The following is a 21772-nucleotide window of genomic DNA, read 5'->3' as shown; positions in this document are numbered from 1 at the left end:
GTCTGGCCAACACCGCTGTAACATCAAGTAGGCAGAATACCACTATATATTACGACAATCTTCTATCGCTTGCTTAATCACCGTTTGCGAAACCCCTTTTACCACTTCAGACGTTCCGATACCGGTTGGGAGCACTAAGCGTAACTCACCCGCCAAAACCTTTTTATCACGCATCATATGTTTAATGAAATCATCAAAACTCATGCTGCTCGGCGTGTGCACAGGTAAGCGCGCTTTTTTCAGTATGGCATGAATACGCTGTTGCTGCTGCTCTGAGATCAAACCTTGTAACTTAGCCGTTACTGCGGCCATCATCGTGCCTGCCGCTACGGCTTCACCATGCAACCAGCAGCCATAACCTAACTCGGCTTCAATGGCATGGCCAAAGGTATGACCTAGATTTAATAAAGCGCGAATTCCGGATTCCTTTTCGTCTTGAGCAACGACTTCCGCCTTTATCTGGCAGCAACGAGCAATCGCATAAGACAGCGCGGACGCCTCTAACGCATACAAGTCTTCAAGATGGTTTTCAAGCCACACAAAGAAATCATGATCATAAATAATGCCATATTTGATCACTTCAGCCATGCCGGCGGCAAACTCTCGGGGGGGCAGTGTCGCTAGGCAGTCAGTATCAATAATCACCGCTTGAGGCTGGTAAAATGCCCCAATCATATTTTTACCCAACGGATGATTCACCGCGGTTTTTCCACCGACAGAAGAGTCGACTTGAGCCAATAATGTGGTTGGGATTTGAATAAAATCGACACCGCGTTGATAACACGCTGACGCAAATCCGACGAGATCACCAATCACCCCACCACCAAGCGCAATAATCACCACATCGCGGCTGTAATTATGCTCAAGGAGATAGCTCATGACCGTATTGAAGGTATCGAGATTTTTGTACTGTTCGCCGTCTGGAAGTTCCAGTAGAGCCGATGAACAGCCGATTTGGTTTAGAACGGCAAGTAATCGCTCAGCATAAAGTGGCGCAACCGTATGATTGGTGATCACCACCACTTTTTGCTGGGCGGAAAGAGGAAGAAGGGCCGGATTATTTAATAATCCGGCACCAATTGAAATGGGGTAGCTACGCTCACCTAGGCTGACCGTAATCCGTTCCATGGTTTGCACTCCAAAATAAAAGAACTGGTTAGTGTTCTTCTAGCATTTTTACGATCTGGTTGGCTACCACTTTTGCACTTTGATCGTCGGTACGTACTGTGATGTCCGCAATTTCTTCATACAAAGGATTACGCTCATCAGCAAGTGCTTCTAGCACTTCTCGAGGATGATCCGTCTGTAATAAAGGGCGTTTCTTGTCACGGTTAGTACGTGCTAATTGTTTTTCAATAGTGGTTTCTAAGTAGACAACCACGCCTCGAGCAGAAAGGCGGTTACGGTTTTCTTTGCTGATCACTGAGCCACCACCAGTGGCGAGAACAATACCTTGTTGCTCAGTAAGATCATTGATCACCGCTTCCTCGCGTTTGCGGAAGCCTTCTTCACCTTCAACGTCAAATACCCATGCGATATCTGCGCCAGTGCGCTCTTCAATGACAGTATCGGAATCAACAAACTCCATATGAAGTTGTTGAGCCAAGTGTCTACCAATTGTACTTTTGCCAGCGCCCATCGGGCCAACAAGAAAAATATTGCGTTTTTCGGCCATGTTTAGCAGTAATTTACAACGTTAATTCAATGACATCGCCACAAGATTCGCCAGACAGCGGTCGACGATAGGAATGCTTGTGGCACCTATTCCTCACAGATAATTCGTGATAAGACCCGAAATTATCTAGATAAGGTGCCACTAATGCAACTTTAATTTTGCTTTAGCGGAAATAATCACACTAAGTTACTGAATTACAACCTTTGGAGTAACAAAAATCAGTAGCTCACTTTTGCCCATTTGCTGATAGCTACGTCGAAAAAGCGCACCGAGTAACGGTAAATCACCCAGTAATGGCACTTTATCGACAGTATTAGTGATGCTGTGTTGGAAAATACCGCCCAGTACCACGGTTTCGCCATTATTGACTAAAACTTGAGTACCAATCCGTTGCGTGTGGATCGCTACCGCTTCTCCGGTACCGGTTTTGACAATATCGCCAGGTCGGTCTTGGGTAACACTTAAATCCAGCACCAAACGATTATCCGGCGTAATCTGCGGGGTAACCTGTAAACTCAGTACCGCTTTCTTAAATGCCACCGTAGTCGCACCGCTGGAAGACGATTCTAAATAGGGGATCTCTGTCCCCTGCTCTATATAAGCTGGCTTTTTATTGGTAGTGATAAGCCGTGGACTGGAAATAATTTCCGCCTTCGATTCTCGCTGCATCGCTGACAGTTCAAGATCGAGCAGTGTCCCTGAACCCAGCTTTGCCACCTGAAACGCGATGCTCGAAGCATTCGCTGCTGTGGCTCCCAAATTGACATTAAGGAAGTTATTGATCATTTCGCTACCATCTTCTGGTTGATAGAGACCAATACCCGTTAAGTTACCTTCTATTGAACCACCAACTGTATTATTACCGCGTGTTGAGCTCACGCCCCAACGAATACCGAGTTCATCAAGATTACCTTCATTCACGGTCACAATTCGCGCTTCAATTTGTACCTGCTTAACAGGGATATCTAACGCCGAAATGATCTCTCGGATCACATGAATATTTTCCGGCAATTCGCGAATTAATAAGGCATTGGTGCGTTCATCGATACTGATTGAACCTCGTTCAGAGAGCATATTCACCGCTCCCGTCCCACCAATCATCTCAGCGATATCTGACGCCTTCGCGAAACTTATTTTGATGATGGCTGACTGCAATTCTCCCAACTCTTCTGCTAAACGGGCTTTTTCCAGCTGTTGTTTTTCACGTAAATCGAGTTCCGCCTTAGGCGCTACCAAAATCACATTGCCCTCAACCCGTTTATCCAACCCTTTCACCTGCAAAATAATGTCCAACACTTGCTGCCATGGCACACCATCTAAACGCAGGGTTAAATTCCCTACCACTGAATCAGATACCACTAAGTTAAACTGATTATAATCAGCGATCAGTTGTAAAACGTTACGTACCGGAATATCTTGAAAGTTAATCGAAATCAGCTTGGCTGATGGTTCAAGTAGATTGGCTGGCGCACTTTGAACCTCGGCTTTTAACGGCGTGATCGTCACTTCAACGTAACGACCTTTGAGCTGATAATCATAATGAAAGGGACCGTGTATTTTAGCCAACAACAACGTGCTTGGTGTTTGACGAAAAACTTCCACACTCTCAACTATGGTTGCGAAATCTTGGACATCGAGTAAATAAAGCTGCTCCTCAGCCACATCGGTTTTTAATAATTCAATACTCAACCCCTGCGTCGTTTTCTGAACATCAACCACACTCGATGCCGACGCTAACTCAATCACAATCACCGCGGCTTTGTCGGGGGTTACCCGAAAATCGATGTGTTTAAACTGATTGCTATCACTCGCTAGAGCAGCCTGCGTCGTCAATGCTAAACCTAGCCATAGCGTGATGCACAGGTAGCGCAGCACTACCGCGATACTTGAAGGTAATCCTTTAATCATAATTTAGTCTCTAAACAGAAATGTTTATTTCAAAGCCAATGTGACGTGACGCTGATTCCAGCACCCCAATCCATCTGGTAAGGTTTCTTTAATCAATAGATGATCCTCGGCCACGCGTATAACTTGTCCATTATTTACTCCGACGTACTGACCCGCTTGGAGAGTAACCACCATCCCATCAGGTGTTTGAATCAAAGCAGAAACCTCTCTTTCACGGCGCATCACACCACGCAATTGCAACTGATTTAGCGGATATCGCTCCAGTGAAGTGGTTTTTCCTCTCGACTTAGGCTGCCAGCAATGGCGATTGGTGATCGGTTGATTTTGGGCAATCGCTTCTCGTGGTAAAACAAAAGGCTCGCGTGCGTCATGCTGTGCATATTCAAAAGCTTGAAACGCAATCACTGGCGTTAGCTGAGCAACCTCTTGTTGACTCTTAGCTTCCACTTCCGCTAAGTAGTCCACCAGAGACTCTTGATTGGCTTTACAGCCGATCAAAGAAACAAAAGTGACTAGCGCAGTCACGATTGACGTACTATTTCTCATCGCCTGCCTCCGCTTTAAATTGATAGGTGTAAGCCCGTACTCTGAAATGTAAGGTACTGCTCTCTTGACTGACTCTTTGCCAATCCACATCATCAACATTGATGATTCTTGGTAGCGTCGCTATCGCCTGAGAAAAATCGCCAATGTTGTGGTAACTCCCCGTGAGTTCAATATTCAATGGTAAGCGATACAAAAATGCCTGCGGTTGCTTTTCTCCCCAATCAATTCGAGTAAAGGTTAACCCATGTTCTAATCCCAGCTCGTTGACGGAAGCAAGCAAACTGGCCAGCTCTTGCTGCGCTGGGAGTTGGCGCAATAAAAAATCATAACGCTCAGCCAACTCATCCAATTGAGATTGCAACTGAGGTAATGCCGCGACTTTATTGGCCTTAATGCGTACTATCGATTTAAGACTCTGCTCTTGCTGATTGAGTCCTTCAAGTGCCTCTTGTTTAGGCGATAAATACATGCCATAGCCGATGACTTGAATCACTACCATGACCAACACAATCACCATCAGTTGTGCGTTGAGCGGCCATTCAAGCAATTCATCGACATCCAGATCACGAAAATTAGTCATGATGTTCACCTTGCCGAATTAACGCTTCTAATCCTGGTTGAGCAGTATGAAAATGAAAAGAGACCTTGAAGCTCTGAAAATCTTTATTAAAACGCTGATTCCCAGCGACAATCGAGTGCATGCCTACTGCTGATAAGTGTGGTGACCTTTCTAATTTATCTAACATGGTGGCTAAGCGTGCGGTACTGTCGCTAATTCCGCTGACTTCGACGGCATCCCCCTTCATACTAATTTTGTCAACGTAAACCCCTTCAGGAATCAACTCTGGCATCAAGTTCATCAATTGTGTGGTTTTATTGCGCTTTTGCTGTAAGGACTCAACAACACTTAACCGGGCTTGCAGTGCTTGATGCTCAGCTTCGGTCATTTTGAGTGCCCGTAATCGCTGATCCAGTTGCTGAAGATGCTGATTCAAAAAACCTAATCGTGCCTGTTGGTGCTGTTGTTGCTGATCAAGATAATGGCCGGCCCCCCATTGCATGGCCAAAGCGACTAAGACGCCAAGACTCATAAGCTGGAGAAAACGCCGTTTATGATCAGCACGCTGTGCCTCTCGCCAAGGGAATAAATTGATGCTATGCAACATGCCCACTCTCCAACCATGCTATACCTCGCAACGCAAGACCGGCAGCCGTCGTGAATTTAGGCTGATCGTTTAACCGCTTACGTTGAGTGATTTTGTTGACAAAAGTCGCTAATGGCGCGAACCGTTCACAGGGTAATCCAAGCTGCTCGGTGATGGTTTCTGCTAGCCCATCCATCATCGCCCCGCCACCAGATAACCAGATCCCCGCGAGGCTTTGCTGACCATGAACGGAAGTAAATAGCTGCAGTTGACGGGTTAGGCGTTCGACAAACAATCGATTGAATAGCCATTGGTTACGTTCATCGCTGCGCGCCATCGTTTCCGCCAGAGATGGCAATTCAAACCAGCGTGTACCTAAGGCAATATCCTTATAAAACGGCGCTTTATCGGCAAAATCGATACATAACGTAGTTTGGGTATAACCGACATCGACCAACATCCAATTCGAGCGCTGTTGAGCCTGACTCACCTGCTGCCAAATCTGAGCCAGACCATGTAATTGCACATCCAGTAAAGTCGCTTCCAGCCCAGCTTGTTGAATCGCCGATAATCGACTCGCGACGACTTCTCTTCGGGTGGCATACACCTGATAGGTCGCTGTTCGGTTTTTAGCGAACGCTTGAATCGGTAAAGGAACAAAATCTAAGCTCAGCTCTTCCATCGGCAACGGGGATTGATGAGAAAAAGCCTGATAAATAGCAAACTCTTTTTCACGAGGGTCTAAGTCGCTATCTATTTGTAATACTTTACTAATTACCGCCGTGTCAGGCAGAGCAATCGCAACCTTGCGACTAAATAGCGGGAAACTCTTTTTTAGTTCTTTGAGTTTCTTTACAATTTTCTGATAATTCAACGTATCGTTATCGGCGAAAATGTCGTCAGTAATGACGATTTCTGTGCAACCGTGCAGCGAATAATTGTCGCCGTTTGGTTTAAGAGCCACAGCTTTGATACTGTGATGACCGATATCGACACCAATAACTAATGATTTACTCATGCCATTAACTCCAGTGACAATTCTCAGCCTCACACACTTATTTGTGAGAAAATAACCGTTCACTATTTTTAAGTGCTGAGGTTTTAGTCTAGAGTACAGGGGTTTGTACTAAGACAGCCTCTACTAAACAGGGATTCTCCGGTGAAGTTCATAAAGCGTTTACTCATATTTTCATTGATTTGCATTATTCTTGGAGTCACTACAATCTTTGGCTTCTATTTTTATGTAAAGCCAGATCTACCCGATGTCGCTGAATTAAAAGACGTTCGGCTACAAACTCCCATGCAGGTGTTTAGTGAAGACGGTAAACTGATTGCTCAATTTGGTGAAAAACGACGCATTCCATTGCGCCTTGATGAAATGCCACCAGAATTACTCGAAGCAGTAATCGCAACCGAGGATTCACGTTTTTACGAACACTACGGCTTTGACCCGATCGGGATTACTCGTGCCGCTGTGGCCGTCATGGCGTCAGGGAGTGCCTCTCAAGGGGCAAGTACCATTACCCAACAACTGGCCCGTAATTTCTTCTTATCCAATGAGAAGAAAATTATGCGTAAAATTAAAGAGATCTTTATTGCCATTCATATTGAGCAGCTCTTGAGTAAAGAAGAGATCTTGGAGCTTTACCTGAATAAAATTTATCTCGGTCATCGTTCTTACGGCGTTGGTGCAGCAGCTCAAACCTACTTTGGTAAAGAAGTCAAAGATCTGACGTTAAGTGAAATAGCGATGATTGCTGGCCTACCCAAAGCCCCTTCTACCATGAATCCCCTTTTCTCTGTGGAGCGAGCCACTCACCGTCGCAATGTCGTCTTATTACGCATGCTGGCAGAAAACTACATCACCCAACAAGAGTATGATCAGGCTCGTAATGAACCATTAATCTCCAAATTCCATGGCGCAGAAATTGAGCTACGAGCTCCTTACGTGGCAGAAATTGCTCGCGCATGGATGGTCGAACGTTATGGTGAAGAAGCGGCCTATACCTCTGGGATGAATGTCTACACGACGGTCAATACCAAGTTACAACAAGCCGCAAACCAAGCCGCTATCGATAATCTCCTCGCTTATGACATGCGTCACGGCTACCGTGGTGCCGAAAAAGTACTCTGGAAAGCTGGGCAATCGGCTTGGGATACCCCCACCATGATCGCTCACTTACGTAGTGAACCCACTTACGGTGATCTTCTGCCTTCGATTGTGGTTAAGGTCGAAGAAAAATCGGCTCAGGTTTGGGTAAAAAATGCCGGACTAAAAACCATTACATGGGAAGACATGAACTGGGCAAGGCGATTTATTACTGACGATCGTCAAGGGCCTTTACCGAGTAAAGCCAGTGATATTCTTGCGGTAGGTGAACAAGTGTGGATTCGTCGCCAGCACGCTATAGGTGATGAACAAGAACACTGGACACTGAGCCAAGTGCCTAATGCAAATACCGCATTCGTTGCTATGGATCCTGAGAATGGGGCGATACTAGCACTGGTTGGTGGCTTTAACTTCGTACACAGTAATTTTAACCGTGCAACCCAATCGGTCCGTCAGGTGGGGTCAAGTATAAAGCCGTTCATTTACTCTGCGGCTTTGGAGAAAGGCCTCACTCTAGCCTCATTAATCAATGATGCTCCGATTAACCAATGGGATCAAAGCCAAGGCATTGCTTGGCGTCCCAAAAACTCGCCCCCGACTTACGTCGGTCCAACTCGTCTGCGGATTGGTCTGGCGCAGTCGAAAAACGTGATGGCAGTTCGTGTACTGCGTGAAGTCGGTTTGGAAGAGACTCGACAATTCTTGACCCGATTCGGCTTTGAATTATCGCAACTACCGCGTTCTGAAACCATTGCTCTCGGCGCGGGCAGCTTAACGCCCGTCAAAATGGCTCAAGGCTATTCAGTATTTGCTAACGGCGGGTATTATGTTGAGCCGTTTTACATCAGCAAAGTGGAAGACAGTTTTGGCCATGTCGAGTTTTTAGCTAACCCCAAAGTGGTTTGTCACCAGGATTGTCAATCGTCATCCGATAATCCGTTTAATGAGCAAGATGCCACGGTCAATTATGCACCACAGGTGATTTCCGAACAGAATGCTTTTCTCGTTCGTGAAATGATGTATAGCAATATCTGGGGTGGCGGTGATTGGCGTGCAGGAACGGGATGGAATGGTACCGGCTGGCGCGCACAAACCTTAAGACGTCGTGATGTGGGCGGAAAAACAGGAACAACTAACGACTCGAAAGATGCTTGGTATAATGGCTTTGGACCAGGCATGGTCGCAACGGCTTGGGTTGGATTTGATGACCATAGCCGCAACTTAGGGAGCACAGCCCCAAACCCGAATACTGATGACGATATTACTGGTGCTGAAGCTGGTGCGAAAACAGCCCAACCAGGCTGGGTAGAGTTTATGCGCATTGCTCTCGATGGCGTGCCGGCTCAACCCAAAGCCATGCCACCGAACATTATTCGTGTGAGAATTGATCGTGACAGTGGGCTACTCACCAATAAATTAGATGCCAGTTCTATGTTCGAATACTTTGTTCAAGGAACGGAGCCGAAAGAGTATGTACAAGAGGATACCCCTCACAGCATCTACTTAGATGATAGTGACAGCTTATTTTAATCTTGACCGCCCCGATTAGGGGCGGTGTTATTTTCAGACACTGAACAGGCAGGCTATTGAGTGGCCAACGCTTGTAGACGCTCTTTCATCACCTGAGCTAGCTGTTCATAGCGCTGACGCAACGGTGAACCCGGTCGATAAGCCAAAACAATTTGTCGTGATGGCTGTGGATTGACCGCTTTGATGTAACAGACGCCATCTTTGGTTTTTTCATCCGGTAGCGAGAGCTGGGGCAACAAGGTAATCCCAGCACCAGCAGCGACCATATTACGTAAGGTTTCTAAACTGGTAGCTTTAAAACGCTCATCATCTTTCGCTCCCGCAGCAAAACAAAAACCTAACGCTTGGTCACGTAAGCAGTGGCCATCGCCTAATGCCAATACGGTTTTCCCGTTCAATTCCAACATATCTACCTCATCACGATTAGCCCATTCGTGTGAGCAAGGCACAGCGATACTCATTGGCTCATTATAGATATCGATCTCTTTAAAAGGGGCACTCTCTTCCACCGAGGCTAATACCAAACAATCGAGCTTGCCCTCTTCTAACTGACGGACTAATTGATGCGTTTGCGCTTCATGTAAATAGAGTTCCAAGTCAGGAAATCGAGCTTTGAGCTCTGGGATAATCTTCGGCAATAAATAAGGGCCTAATGTCGGAATAAACCCGATGTGCATCGGGCCACTCATGGCTCCTCCCTGTTGACTGGCCATATCTTTGAAAACTTTAATTTCACTGAGAATACGTTTGGCTTGGTCAACAAGCTGTAGCCCAGAATCGGTAAATAATACCCGCCGACTACTACGCTCTAACAATACCGTACCCAGTTCATCTTCTAGCTTGCGAATTTGTCCACTAAGAGTCGGCTGACTCACAAAGCAGGATTCAGCGGCTTTACGAAAATGCTTGTGCTCAGCAAGAGCAACTAAGTATTCAAAATCTCGAATGTTCATCTTATTCCTAGATAAAAACCATCAATCATATCGAAAGCAACAGAAAAGGCGTCTCGTTATAGCGTCACTGCTGCAGTAAGAATATACCTATCAAAAACCATAACATTGAATGCTGCTGACTATCAAAGTTTTTATATTCTCCTCACCCGCATTACACGAGTAGGTAAAAACTTCACGGGCTTTGTCGATAGCGGTAACATACTCACAAGCCAACAATCACTCATAAGGAGTCACCATGAAACTCACCAGTTGTCACTACTGTGATCAAGCATGGTTCTGGAAAAAAATCGGTCGTTGCCAACGCTGTATTGATTGGTTAACCGTACTATCTGTCGCTTGCTGGGGAGTCTGGTTTTGGTTATTTAGAAATGAGCCAACCGCTATCGCGTCCATCGCCCTTCTCTTCGCAGGTTTCGCTTTTAATGGTTTGTTATTTTTACATTTATGGATGAAGTTTGTCGTACTGCCTTGGCGAGAGCGTCAAAAAAACTCGACTGATCACTCGCCCACAAAAAAGCCCTAAAACGAAAAGGAGTTTTAGGGCTCTCTTAGAGCGATCTAAGAAAAAGCAGTGGTACGGGTATAGACTGTGCTTTTTCTGGTTGGTTCCACTTTACACGATCTTTTTTGATCTTTTCTTTTGCTTGGTTTCACCATAAAAGATCTCAACACTTATCGTTGATGGATAACAATCCGCTGGGCAAAATCCACTTCTAAGGCTACTTCATCACAAGCGTGTTGCCGCGGGCACTGCTCACAATCTTTTAATACCTTTTCCGGCAATAACGTTTTCGAGGTTGGAATAAAGTTCAGTTTCATAAAGAACTCCGGAGAACGAGTCAGTACGAACACTTTATTAATCGCCATTTGCTGGGCTTTTTTCACTAAGTAATGGACAATCGCACGCCCTTGACCTTGACGCTGCCAGCCCGCTTCAACCCCAAGAGAACGAATTTCTGCTAATCCTGAATCGTAAACGTAGAGCGAGGCGCATCCCGTTATCTCACCATGATGTTCAGCCACAGCGAACGAACCAATATCCCGTACAATGTCGCTTCGTGAACGGGGTAAGTTCTCGCCCATGTTTGCCCAATAAGCAACCATGCCTTCTAAACGTTCAATATCGGTTAAACGTGCTGGACGTACTTTGACCGCACTTGCATCCCGCTTCGCCAAACGTTTTTCGGCCTCTTCAACGGCATAGGCGACTTGTGAAGGAGCGACGCCACCGAGTGCACTGCGTTTTTCTAAGCATGATTCGATGGTTAAAATGGCGTAAACATCTTCTTCAATCACAGGAGAAAAGACTTTTAACTCAGCCAAAGAGAGCGCTTCCAATGCACAGCCTTTCTCGATAGCACCAACCACCGCGACGCCAACAATATGGTGCGCTTCACGGAATGGAATACCTTTAGCGACTAAATAATCCGCCAGTTCAGTCGCATTGGCGTAACCTTGTTTAGCGGCTTCTAAGGTTCGCTCAGCTTTGACTTTTATCCCGTCAAAACAAAGAGTGGCCATTTCCATACAATCATGCCAAGTATCAAGCGCATCAAACAGCCCTTCTTTATCTTCTTGCATGTCTTTGTTGTAAGCCAAAGGCAAAGCTTTCACGGTCATCATCATCGCCGCTAATGACCCATAAACCCGACCAGTTTTACCACGGATCAATTCCAGAGCATCGGGGTTTTTCTTCTGCGGCATTAATGATGAACCAGAGGTTACCGTATCTGCTAATTCAATAAATCCAGACTCACCGGAGTTATAGAAGATCATATCTTCGGCTAAACGCGACAAGTGAAGCATCGAAATCGATGCTACCGACATTAGTTCCATCACATGATCGCGATCCGACACCGAATCGAGTGAATTACGCGTAGCCCGGCGAAACCCGAGATCATGAGCTAATTGCTGACGATCGATAGGATAAGCGGTTCCTGCCAAAGCGCCAGAGCCGAGGGGACAAGTATCCAGCCGTTGTAGCGCATCTTGTAAACGTGAGTAGTCACGCTCAAACATCTCAACATATGCCAAACACCAATGAGCAAACGTGACGGGTTGAGCGCGTTGCAAGTGCGTATAACCAGGTAGTACTGTCGCTTGATGTTGTTCGGCGACCGAAACCAACTGACTCTGCAATCTATCCAAGCCGAGCAGTAATTGCTGGCCTTGCTGACGACACCATAATTTTAAATCGGTGGCGACTTGATCATTACGTGAACGTCCAGTGTGCAGTTTCTTACCTAAATCACCCACTTTACTGATTAACTGCTGTTCAACCCACGAGTGAATATCTTCCGCATCCGATAACAAGATCTGCTCAGGATCTTCCATTACTGCGAGCTTCAACTCATTTAATGCCAATTCTAATGCTTGTTGCTCTTGTTCTGTCAGTACATTCACCGACCGTAACGCTTTCGACCAAGCAATCGAGCCGACAATATCTTGCTCAGCCAATCGGTAGTCAAAACGCAGGGAGTCGTTAAATTGTTTAAACCGGGTGTCTGCTGCTTGGGTAAATCTTCCGCCCCATAATGCCATTGCGTTTCTCCTACCTTTGACCTAAGGCGCATACGCCATAGGAAAACATCTTGTACTCGGGTTAAAAACAAGGATCGCCGAGCGATCCTTATGAGCTAATCTCTAACGATGGCCTCATTCAATCCAGTGAGGCTTATTTATTTTCGTTCAAGGCACGAATCCGACTCGCCAAAGAATACAAACGAATGAATCCACCAGCATGACTTTGGTCATATACTTCATCAGCCCCAAAGGTAGCAAACGCTTCTGAATACAAACTGTTCGCAGAACGCTTCTGAGTAGCGATCGCTTGTCCTTTGTAAAGCTTGATCACCACTTCACCATTAACCTGCTGAGCGAGCTGATCGGCAGCGGCAAATACTGCTTCACGTAGTGGGGTGAACCAACGGCCATCATACACCAGATGTGAGGCTTTAATGCCGAGCTCTTCACGAAACTCAAACGATGCCTTGTCTAACACCAGTTGCTCTACTGCACGTAGTGCTTCCATCATGATCGTGCCTCCCGGAGTTTCATAACAGCCGCGAGATTTCATCCCCACCAGACGGTTTTCAACAATATCGATCCGACCAACACCATGCTTAGCGCCTTTTTCGTTCAGATAAACTAAGGCGTTATAAGGTGTCATCAGCTCACCGTCGACACCAACCACTTGACCTTTTTCCACTTGTACAGTGACATATTCAGCGTCATTCGGTGCTTGTTCAGGATCAACGGTCCACACCCAGCAGTCTTCATTAGGTGCATTCCAAGTACTCTCCAGTACACCACCTTCCGTGGAAATGTGCCATGCATTAGCATCACGTGAGTAAATTTTAGTTAACGATGCGGCGCAAGGGATATTACGCTCAGCCAGATAGTCGAGGCACTCTTCACGGCTGACAATATCCCACTCTCGCCATGGCGCGATTACATGTAAATCTGGTGCAAGGGCAGCAAACGCACCTTCAAAACGTACTTGATCGTTACCTTTACCAGTACAACCATGACACAGCGCATCAGCGCCTACTTTACGAGCAATCTCTACTTGTGCTTTAGCGATGATTGGGCGAGCCATTGAGGTGCCCAGTAGATATTTCCCTTCGTAATACGCGCCGGTTTTTAAGGTCGGATAGATGTATTCAGCAACCATTTGTTCTTTTAAATCGACCACATAACACTCTGAAGCGCCCGAGGCTTTCGCTTTTGCTTCAATGCCTTGTAGCTCTTCTTCTCCTTGGCCTACATCCGCGACAAAGGCAACCACTTCACAGGCATAGTTTTCTTTTAGCCACGGAATAATCACTGAAGTATCTAGACCACCAGAATAGGCAACCACTACTTTATTAACTTGAACTTTACTCATTGATGCTTTCTCCATTACCCAGTGCCCGCTTAGCAGTCTGCACTAAGGTCTATTGATTGTGTTTAGTGGTCATGCGCCACCCATTGCCTATTGTGATTTATTGCGGTAAAAATTGGGTTCCAATACTTTCACCAGCAAATAGTTTGTGCAGCTTTTCCGGATAGCGCCATGTAGCGACTTGAATCGGACGCCCCAAATCATTGGCGGCCTCTAGCGCGGCTTTGACTTTGACGATCATGCCATCGGTGATCACTTTACCAGCAATCAAACTATTGGCTTGCTGAGCGTTCAAGCTCGGCAATAAGTGCCCTTTGCCATCCAATACACCACTCACATCAGAGAGCAGAACTAACTCGGCATCCAGTGCACCGGCCACGGCCACCGCCGCCTGATCGGCATTGACATTCATCATTTGTCCGCTTGCAGTAAGCCCAATCGAACTGATGATCGGTAGCCCGCCAGCATTAAGAATGGCTTGTAACAGTTGTGAATCGCCCGGCAGGGCTTTACCCACCGCTCCCAGCTCAGGGTCGAGTTCCTCGACTTGACATAAGCCGCCATCCGCTAAACATAAACCGATGGCATTCAAACCGTCTTTTATGGCTTGTCCTTGGAGCATTTTATTGGCCGTTCCGGCTAACGCTCCGGCAATAAAAGGAATTTGTTCATAAGGGGTAACGCGTAGCCCTTCTTTCTTTACCGTCGGCAGGTGTAATTTTGCCATCAACTCATCGACCAAATAACCGCCACCATGAACAATGACAATTCGTCGCTGAGCTTGAGCTTGATACAGTGCGATAGCGCCAAACAATTTGCTTAGCGTGTCAGAACAAGACAGCGCTGCGCCGCCTAATTTAATCACCAATGGATTATGCTGTGTATCTGTCATATTTCACCCTTACGCTTGGTGCTTTACACCAAAGCCGTTAGCTCAGAAAAACCGTAATGAATATTTAAACATTGCATCGCTTGACTCGATGCCCCTTTTAATAAGTTATCGATCGCTGAAACGACGATGACATGCTCACCTTGAACTCGCCATCCCAAATCGCAAAACGGCGTAAATTCCACATCTTTAATGGATGGCAAACTGGATTTTAGCCTCACCGCAGGCTGATCAGCATAAGCTTGAGTAAATGCCTCATCGACCTGCTGCGCCGTAACACCGACTGCCAACTTCATGGTTATTGTGGCTAAAATACCCCGTTTAAAATTGCCCAGATGAGGGGTGAAAATCACCTCACAGCCTAAATGGGTGGCAATTTCAGGTTGATGACGATGAGTAAAGACGCCATAAGGCTGCAGACTAACTTCACAAAAACTGTTGTTTAAGGTCGCTTTTCGACCCGCCCCCGTCACGCCGCTGGTCGCGTTAATCACTGGCCATTGCTCAGTATCCAACAAATTTGCGTTAATCAACGGTTTAATAGCCAGTTGCGCCGCCGTCGGATAGCATCCTGCCACGGCAATCAGTGAGCTATGCTGAATGGCTTCACGGTTCCATTCTGCTAAGCCATACACCGCCTTATCTAACCACTCACGGTGCTGGTGCTCAAAACCATAATAATTAGGATAAAAATCCTCACTTTTCACACGAAAGGCACCAGATAAATCAAAAACCTGACAATCTTGGGCAAGGAAAATTGGTGCTAGGTCGTGACTCACTTCATGAGCCGTCGCTAAAAACACCACATCGCACTGACTCGCAACAACAAGTGGGTCAACTAAAGGCTCAATCTCCATGTCAACCAGCCCGGCTAATTTACCATGCAGCTCAGCCATTGATTTTCCTGCATCGAGACTGTTGGCGGAAACATATAAACCTGCTAGTTTGAGTTGAGGGTGTTTTTCCACCATCAGTGCTAATTCAGCACCGGTATAGCCACTTGCACCAATAATTGCGGTTTTTAACATTAATACCCATCCCAAAGCGGAGTGAAAGCCAAGTTAAAACTGATTTTTAATTTACAAAAAATGGGTTTTAACTGGTTTTTTATTCATAAAAAGTGATTTAATATGTGTTTTACATTTTCAGCGATACTCTGTCAATAGTAGGAGCAAAGATAATATGCAATTACCCAGTTTCTTGGAGGTCTATTCGGGCCTGATTTCCACGCCTTCCATTAGCTCCACTGACCCGACATGGGATCACGGCAACAGTGAGGTGATTGCTAAATTAGCCGAATGGTTTGAAGCACTCGGCTTTACCACTCAAGTGGAAGTGGTTGCGCCAGGCAAACATAATTTAATCGCTAAAAAAGGCGCGGGAGAAGGCGGACTACTCTTGGCTGGGCATAGTGATACGGTGCCTTTTGATCAAGGTCGCTGGAATTTTGAACCTCATGCTTTAACTCAAGCGAACGATCGTTTCTACGGCTTAGGGACCGCCGATATGAAGGGATTTTTTGCTTTCATTTATCAAGCAGTAAAAAATATCGATTGGAGTAAGCAAAATAAACCCCTGTATGTCTTAGCGACCTGTGATGAAGAGACGACCATGCTGGGTGCCAGACATTTTACGGCTAACGCACCTTTTCAACCCGATTACTGCATTATTGGTGAACCGACCAGCTTAGTGCCAGTTCGTGGACATAAAGGCCACGTCGCCAATGCCATTCGCGTTACAGGGCAGTCTGGTCATTCATCCAATCCTGCGCTGGGTGTTAATGCGATTGAGATTATGTACGAAGTCATGTTTGCCCTGATGCAACTGCGTGACCGACTGATTAAAGAGTATCACCATCCTGGCTTCGAGATTCCAAGCCCGACCCTCAATCTCGGCCATATTCATGGCGGCGATAGTCCAAACCGTATCTGTGGCTGCTGTGAGCTGCATTATGATGTCCGGCCTTTACCGGGAATTAGCTTAGATGGACTCGATAACCTACTGCGCGGTGCACTCAAAGACGTTCAAGACAAATGGCCTGGCCGTATTGCGATTGAAGCATTGCATGAACCCATCCCTGGTTATGAATGTCAGCACGATCACCCGTTTATCCTTGGCGTGAGTGAACTGTGTGGACAACCCTCGCAAACGGTCAACTATTGCACTGAAGCTCCGTTTCTACAGCAGTTGTGTCCAACCTTAGTTCTCGGTCCCGGCTCCATCGATCAAGCGCATCAACCCGATGAATATTTATCCTTCGATTTTATCGAACCGACCGTCAATATTCTTTCTCAAGCCATCAATAAATACTGCTTTACTGAGTAATCCCATTTCCCCCGCGCCGCTCGTTGGATGGTGTTGATAGCGAGAGCGGCGCAACATCTCATCAAGGTTTCACATTGATGATGCCGGCATAACCATGCTAATGGTTTCAATCAATTGTAAGAAAATTTCAACAAAATAAGTTATTTTGCCACCATTTCTCTAACAAAACGCAGCCTGACATAAATGGAATCTTTGTATGCTTTGTTTGACTCCACTAGACAAACTTCGCTAGATTGTGTAATTAAATAGATGACATTGGATGTAATTTTTTTACAAGGCAGGATGATAATGAATGAAAAATACGCCGCTCTAAAAAGTAACGTGAGCATGCTAGGTCGATTATTAGGGCAAACCATCCAAGCCGCTGACGGCGACGTTATTTTGGCAAAAGTCGAAACCATCCGACAACTTTCTAAATCAGCTCGAGCCGGTAACCAAGCCGATCGAGAAAAACTCATCGAAGAAATCAAACACCTCAATAATGATCAACTGACTCCGGTCGCGCGCGCCTTTAACCAATTTCTCAACTTAACCAATATCGCGGACCAATATCATACCATTTCTCGGCATAGCGAAGACCATCTTGGTGAAGCCAATGCGCTGCAAAGCTTGTTCGCAAAATTGGCCGATAAAAAAATCAGCCAATTTGATGCAATCCAAGCCGTTCGTGATTTAAACATTGAATTAGTTCTTACCGCCCATCCGACGGAGATTACTCGTCGTACCATGATCAATAATTTGGTCAAAATTAACCAATGTTTATCGAATCTTGAGCTGAGCGATCTGTCTTCTAAAGAACGTCAAAAAACTGAACGTCGTTTAGAGCAATTAATTGCTCAAGGCTGGCACTCTGACGTCATTCGTAAACAACGTCCAACACCACTCGATGAAGCGAAATGGGGCTTTGCGGTGGTCGAAAACTCACTCTGGCAAGCCGTTCCAGAATTTTTACGTGAGCTAAACGACAATATTAAAGCTAACCTTGGTGAAGGGTTACCGATTGACGCACGTCCCGTGCATTTTTCGTCTTGGATGGGTGGAGATCGCGACGGCAACCCCTTTGTGACCCATAGTGTCACACGTGAAGTTTTACTCCTCTCACGCTGGAAAGCCGCCGATTTATACTTAGCTGACATTAATGAATTGATCAGCGAATTATCAATGACTAAGTGTACCGATGCACTCCGCGCTTTAGCGGGTGAAGAAGAGCACGAACCTTATCGCGCGGTCCTCAAAGGTGTACGTCACTTATTGCAAGACACACTGGATATTCTCGACAGTAAGTTACATGGCCAAAAATTGGCGGTTAAAGCGCCTTTAAGGACCGAAAGTCAGTTATGGGACCCATTATACGCGTGCTATCAATCACTGCATGAATGTGGCATGGGAGTCATTGCCGATGGATCACTGCTCGATGCTCTGCGCCGAGTCAAAGCCTTTGGCGTCCACTTGGTTCGTCTCGATATTCGTCAAGAAAGTAGCCGCCACGCTGAGGCATTATCCGAACTGACACGCTATCTAGGGATTGGCGATTACAATCAGTGGAGCGAACAAGACAAACTGGCTTTTTTAACCAATGAGCTGAGCTCTAAACGTCCGCTACTTCCGCTAGATTGGCAGCCGTCTGAATCGGTCAAAGAGGTTTTAGAAACGTGCAAAATCATTGCCGCCCAACCGCAAGATGCTTTTGGTGCTTATGTGATTTCTATGGCTCATACCGCCTCTGATGTCTTGGCTGTTCATCTATTATTAAAAGAGTCTGGCTGCCCTTACCGCATGAGTGTCTGCCCGTTGTTTGAAACGCTCGACGATCTCAATAATGCCGAAAGCGTGATTAAACAGCTACTCGCTATCGATCTCTATCGTGGCTTCATTCAAAACCAACAAATGGTGATGATTGGCTATTCTGATTCCGCGAAAGATGCAGGGGTGATGGCCGCCGGATGGGCTCAATATCGGGCCATGGAAGACTTGGTCAAGGTGTGTGAAGAAGAGAGCATTGATCTGACGTTATTCCATGGCCGTGGTGGCTCGATTGGTCGTGGCGGTGCGCCAGCGCATGCTGCGCTGTTGTCTCAACCACCGAAGAGTTTAAAAGCCGGATTACGAGTCACCGAACAAGGGGAAATGATTCGTTTTAAACTTGGCTTGCCCGAAGTTGCGATCAACAGCTTACATCTTTACGCGAGCGCTATTTTAGAAGCGAATCTATTACCACCACCAGAACCCAAACAAGAGTGGCGCGACTTAATGGAAGTCCTCTCACAAGTCTCTTGTGAAGCGTATCGAGCTATTGTTCGTGGCGAACCGGATTTTGTCCCTTACTTCCGTCAAGCAACCCCTGAACTTGAGTTAGGTAAACTGCCGCTTGGCTCACGCCCAGCCAAACGTAATCCGCAAGGTGGTGTGGAGAGCCTACGAGCGATCCCTTGGATCTTCTCATGGAGTCAAAACCGTTTGGTACTCCCAGCGTGGCTCGGTGCTGGGGAAGCGATTCAATACTCGGTTGATAAAGGCCATCAAGCTCTGCTTGAGGAGATGTGTCGTGAGTGGCCATTCTTCTCTACTCGCTTAGGTATGTTAGAGATGGTATACACAAAATGTAACCTTGATGTCTCTCGTTACTATGACCAACGTTTGGTCGAGCCAACATTACGTCCATTGGGTGACCGCTTGCGAGACCAGCTCCAAAAAGACATCAAAGCGGTACTTAATGTTGAAAACAATGAGAACCTGATGCAAAGCGATCCGTGGGGTCATGAGTCGATTCGTCTGCGTAACATCTATGTTGAGCCATTGAACATGCTGCAGGCTGAATTGTTGTATCGGACTCGTCAATCTACCGAGGCGGATCCCGAGTTAGAGGAAGCGTTAATGGTCACTATTGCTGGCATTGCAGCCGGAATGCGCAATACAGGTTAGCAAAATCAGAATAAAACTCTAGACAGAGACCAAAAGGCCATCTTTAGATGGCCTTTTCTACGCCTTGTCGCGATTTTTGAGAAAATTATCAACTTTTTTATTCGAAAAACTGTTTTTATTCTACTTTATGCTTATTATTTAGATATAATGCTAAACCCTGTGATGCCCTAATAACTATTTCAAATCACAGTCCAATCAATACAACATCATAATCCTAGGTGATAGAAGGCTTTTTAAGGTGACAGAGACAGCACTCGATGCTGCATGACTGATACCTCATATCCCAATGTACCGATAGAAGTACATAAGATGGTTCAGTCGATTACGAAGTTACTCACCATTTGGATTAAAGACATGTCATTACCACACGTTATTCTCACCGTTCTTAGTACTCGTGACGCTACTGGATACGATATCACTAAGGAATTTTCAGCCAGTATTGGCTATTTTTGGAAGGCAAGTCATCAACAAGTTTATCGTGAACTGAACAAAATGGGGCAGCAAGGGTTAGTGACTTGTGTACTAGAGCCTCAAGATGGCAAGCCTGATCGTAAAGTTTACTCAATAACGGAAGCCGGCCGCCGCGCTTTAGGCGAATGGTTTGACCAACCAACTGCGCATCCAACCGTTAGAGACGAGTTCAGTGCGAAGCTCATGGCGTGTTCAGTACAATCCGCTGAACCTTACCGTCTCCAATTAATTGGATTAATTGAAGAATCTCGTAAACTTGTTAGCCACTATCAAGACATCGAGTCTGCATACTATGCCAATCCTGCGATGATGGATAAACAGCAGCGCTTAGAACGCCTGACCTTACGCCGCAATTTACTTACCCGTCAAGCATGGATCGAATGGGCAGAAGAGACGCTCGCTGAACTCAATGCGATGGCTTGATTGACTCCACATGAAAAAGAGGATGCTGAGCATCCTCTTTTTTTGTTGGTTTGCTTCCCTTCCTAACCGCCACTCAAAGTGGTCAGGGCAGCTAAGGGAGATAGCCGGTCAAATACCATCACCACCAATAAAAGTTTGTGAGCGACCATTAAATTGCTGGTCCATATCTAATGAGGGCTTATCGGTTTTCGGACGACCGACAATACGCGCTGGCACTCCAGCAACGGTGGTATGAGGCGGTACCGGCTGCAATACCACTGAACACGAGCCAATTTTCGCGCCTTCACCGACCTCAATATTGCCAAGGATCTTGGCCCCTGCACCAATCATCACCCCTTCGCGAATTTTTGGATGACGATCACCACACTCTTTACCAGTACCACCTAACGTCACATCTTGTAAAATGGAGACGTCATTTTCAACCACGGCGGTTTCACCAATCACAATCCCAGTTGCATGGTCAAGCATGATGCCACAGCCAATAGTTGCAGCAGGATGAATGTCCACCTGACAAGCCACTGAGATTTGATTTTGTAGATAAGTCGCCAGTGCAATGCGCCCTTGCTTCCAAAGCCAGTTGGCGACGCGATAACCCTGTAGCGCATGATAACCTTTGAGATACAATAACGGCATCGAGTACATCGATACGGCAGGATCGCGATTAACGGTCGCACAAATATCACACGCAGCAAACTCACTAATCGTCGGATCAGCAGCCAAAGCTTCCTCTACTACTTCACGCACCGCCATGGCCGGCATAGAAGCCGTATTGAGTTTATTGGCTAAAATATAGCTTAATGCCGCCGATAAACTGTCATGCTTAATGATCGTCGCGTGATAGAAACTCGCCAACATCGGCTCTTGCTCCGATTGTTCACGTGCTTCTTGGATGATGGTTTGCCAAACTTTTTTCTGTGCGCACTGCTTCATTTTATTTTGCCTTTCACTGAGTTAGCCTCATCACGCTCATCCTCCAGACGGGTCGCGATAGC

18 protein-coding genes are annotated in these 21772 nt (G+C 46.2%); 5 read left to right on the top strand and 13 right to left on the bottom strand.

Annotated features, from left to right (window positions below; translation table 11 throughout):
* Positions 1-42: 42 nt before the first annotated feature.
* The 7 genes from aroB to pilM form a co-directional block, all read right to left on the bottom strand.
* A complete protein-coding gene (gene aroB, locus VIB_RS02815; RefSeq protein ID WP_004394485.1) occupies positions 43-1128 on the bottom strand; it encodes a 3-dehydroquinate synthase in 1086 nt (361 codons plus the stop codon).
* A gap of 28 nt (positions 1129-1156) precedes the next feature.
* A complete protein-coding gene (aroK, locus tag VIB_RS02810) occupies positions 1157-1675 on the bottom strand; it encodes a shikimate kinase AroK (RefSeq protein ID WP_040903956.1) in 519 nt (172 codons plus the stop codon).
* A 186-nt stretch (positions 1676-1861) separates the two neighbouring features.
* Positions 1862-3583, bottom strand: coding sequence for a type IV pilus secretin PilQ (locus VIB_RS02805; protein WP_004394483.1), 1722 nt, complete (start codon positions 3581-3583; stop codon positions 1862-1864).
* A gap of 24 nt (positions 3584-3607) precedes the next feature.
* Complete coding sequence (locus VIB_RS02800; RefSeq protein ID WP_040903953.1) at positions 3608-4129, bottom strand: pilus assembly protein PilP; 522 nt, start codon at positions 4127-4129, stop codon at positions 3608-3610.
* Positions 4119-4709: a type IV pilus inner membrane component PilO gene (locus VIB_RS02795; RefSeq protein WP_040903950.1), complete on the bottom strand. Its 591-nt coding sequence runs from the start codon at positions 4707-4709 to the stop codon at positions 4119-4121. The genes VIB_RS02800 and VIB_RS02795 overlap by 11 nt, the downstream gene beginning before the upstream one ends.
* Positions 4702-5295, bottom strand: coding sequence for a PilN domain-containing protein (locus VIB_RS02790; RefSeq protein WP_040903947.1), 594 nt, complete (start codon positions 5293-5295; stop codon positions 4702-4704). Before VIB_RS02790 ends, VIB_RS02795 begins: the two co-directional genes overlap by 8 nt.
* On the bottom strand, positions 5285-6292 hold the full coding sequence (gene pilM, locus VIB_RS02785) for a type IV pilus assembly protein PilM (protein WP_004394480.1): 1008 nt from the start codon (positions 6290-6292) through the stop codon (positions 5285-5287). The genes VIB_RS02790 and pilM overlap by 11 nt, the downstream gene beginning before the upstream one ends.
* A 141-nt stretch (positions 6293-6433) precedes the next feature.
* Here pilM and VIB_RS02780 point away from each other — a divergent pair, with 141 nt between their 5' ends.
* A complete protein-coding gene (locus VIB_RS02780; RefSeq protein ID WP_004394479.1) occupies positions 6434-8914 on the top strand; it encodes a penicillin-binding protein 1A in 2481 nt (826 codons plus the stop codon).
* Positions 8915-8967: 53 nt separating this feature from the next.
* Here VIB_RS02780 and oxyR read toward each other — a convergent pair whose 3' ends face one another.
* Positions 8968-9867: a DNA-binding transcriptional regulator OxyR gene (gene oxyR / locus VIB_RS02775; protein ID WP_004394478.1), complete on the bottom strand. Its 900-nt coding sequence runs from the start codon at positions 9865-9867 to the stop codon at positions 8968-8970.
* A 235-nt stretch (positions 9868-10102) separates the two neighbouring features.
* On the opposite strand from oxyR, the gene VIB_RS02770 reads away from it, so the two are divergent.
* Positions 10103-10390 carry a DUF3624 domain-containing protein gene (locus tag VIB_RS02770; protein ID WP_040903944.1) on the top strand — a complete coding sequence of 96 codons (288 nt, stop codon included), beginning with the start codon at positions 10103-10105 and terminating at the stop codon, positions 10388-10390.
* Positions 10391-10539: 149 nt separating this feature from the next.
* On the opposite strand, the gene argH is transcribed toward VIB_RS02770, so the two are convergent.
* The 4 genes from argH to argC form a co-directional block, all read right to left on the bottom strand.
* Positions 10540-12408, bottom strand: a complete 1869-nt coding sequence (argH, locus tag VIB_RS02765; RefSeq protein ID WP_040903941.1) for an argininosuccinate lyase — start codon at positions 12406-12408, stop codon at positions 10540-10542.
* A 133-nt stretch (positions 12409-12541) separates the two neighbouring features.
* On the bottom strand, positions 12542-13753 hold the full coding sequence (locus VIB_RS02760) for an argininosuccinate synthase (protein WP_004394476.1): 1212 nt from the start codon (positions 13751-13753) through the stop codon (positions 12542-12544).
* A gap of 97 nt (positions 13754-13850) precedes the next feature.
* The gene (argB, locus tag VIB_RS02755) at positions 13851-14642 is read right to left on the bottom strand and encodes an acetylglutamate kinase (protein WP_004394475.1); all 792 of its coding nucleotides are present in this window, start codon (positions 14640-14642) and stop codon (positions 13851-13853) included.
* 23 nt (positions 14643-14665) lie between these two features.
* Positions 14666-15667, bottom strand: coding sequence for an N-acetyl-gamma-glutamyl-phosphate reductase (gene argC, locus VIB_RS02750; protein WP_004394474.1), 1002 nt, complete (start codon positions 15665-15667; stop codon positions 14666-14668).
* Positions 15668-15821: 154 nt separating this feature from the next.
* Between argC and argE the strand changes: the two genes are divergently transcribed.
* The 3 genes from argE to VIB_RS02735 all read left to right on the top strand — a co-directional run bounded on the left by argE (position 15822) and on the right by VIB_RS02735 (position 20780).
* Positions 15822-16964 carry an acetylornithine deacetylase gene (gene argE / locus VIB_RS02745; RefSeq protein ID WP_004394473.1) on the top strand — a complete coding sequence of 381 codons (1143 nt, stop codon included), beginning with the start codon at positions 15822-15824 and terminating at the stop codon, positions 16962-16964.
* Positions 16965-17252: 288 nt separating this feature from the next.
* Positions 17253-19886, top strand: coding sequence for a phosphoenolpyruvate carboxylase (gene ppc / locus VIB_RS02740; RefSeq protein ID WP_004394472.1), 2634 nt, complete (start codon positions 17253-17255; stop codon positions 19884-19886).
* Between the two features lie 354 nt (positions 19887-20240).
* Positions 20241-20780: a PadR family transcriptional regulator gene (locus VIB_RS02735; protein ID WP_040904023.1), complete on the top strand. Its 540-nt coding sequence runs from the start codon at positions 20241-20243 to the stop codon at positions 20778-20780.
* Positions 20781-20888: 108 nt separating this feature from the next.
* On the opposite strand, the gene cysE is transcribed toward VIB_RS02735, so the two are convergent.
* On the bottom strand, positions 20889-21710 hold the full coding sequence (gene cysE / locus VIB_RS02730) for a serine O-acetyltransferase (protein ID WP_004394470.1): 822 nt from the start codon (positions 21708-21710) through the stop codon (positions 20889-20891).
* Positions 21711-21772: the final 62 nt, after the last annotated feature.

The organism is Vibrio metschnikovii CIP 69.14, assembly GCF_000176155.1.
GTDB classification, from domain to species: domain Bacteria; phylum Pseudomonadota; class Gammaproteobacteria; order Enterobacterales; family Vibrionaceae; genus Vibrio; species Vibrio metschnikovii.
Note: the sequence above shows the minus strand (reverse complement) of the source record. Positions and strands in the feature narration are given on the sequence as shown.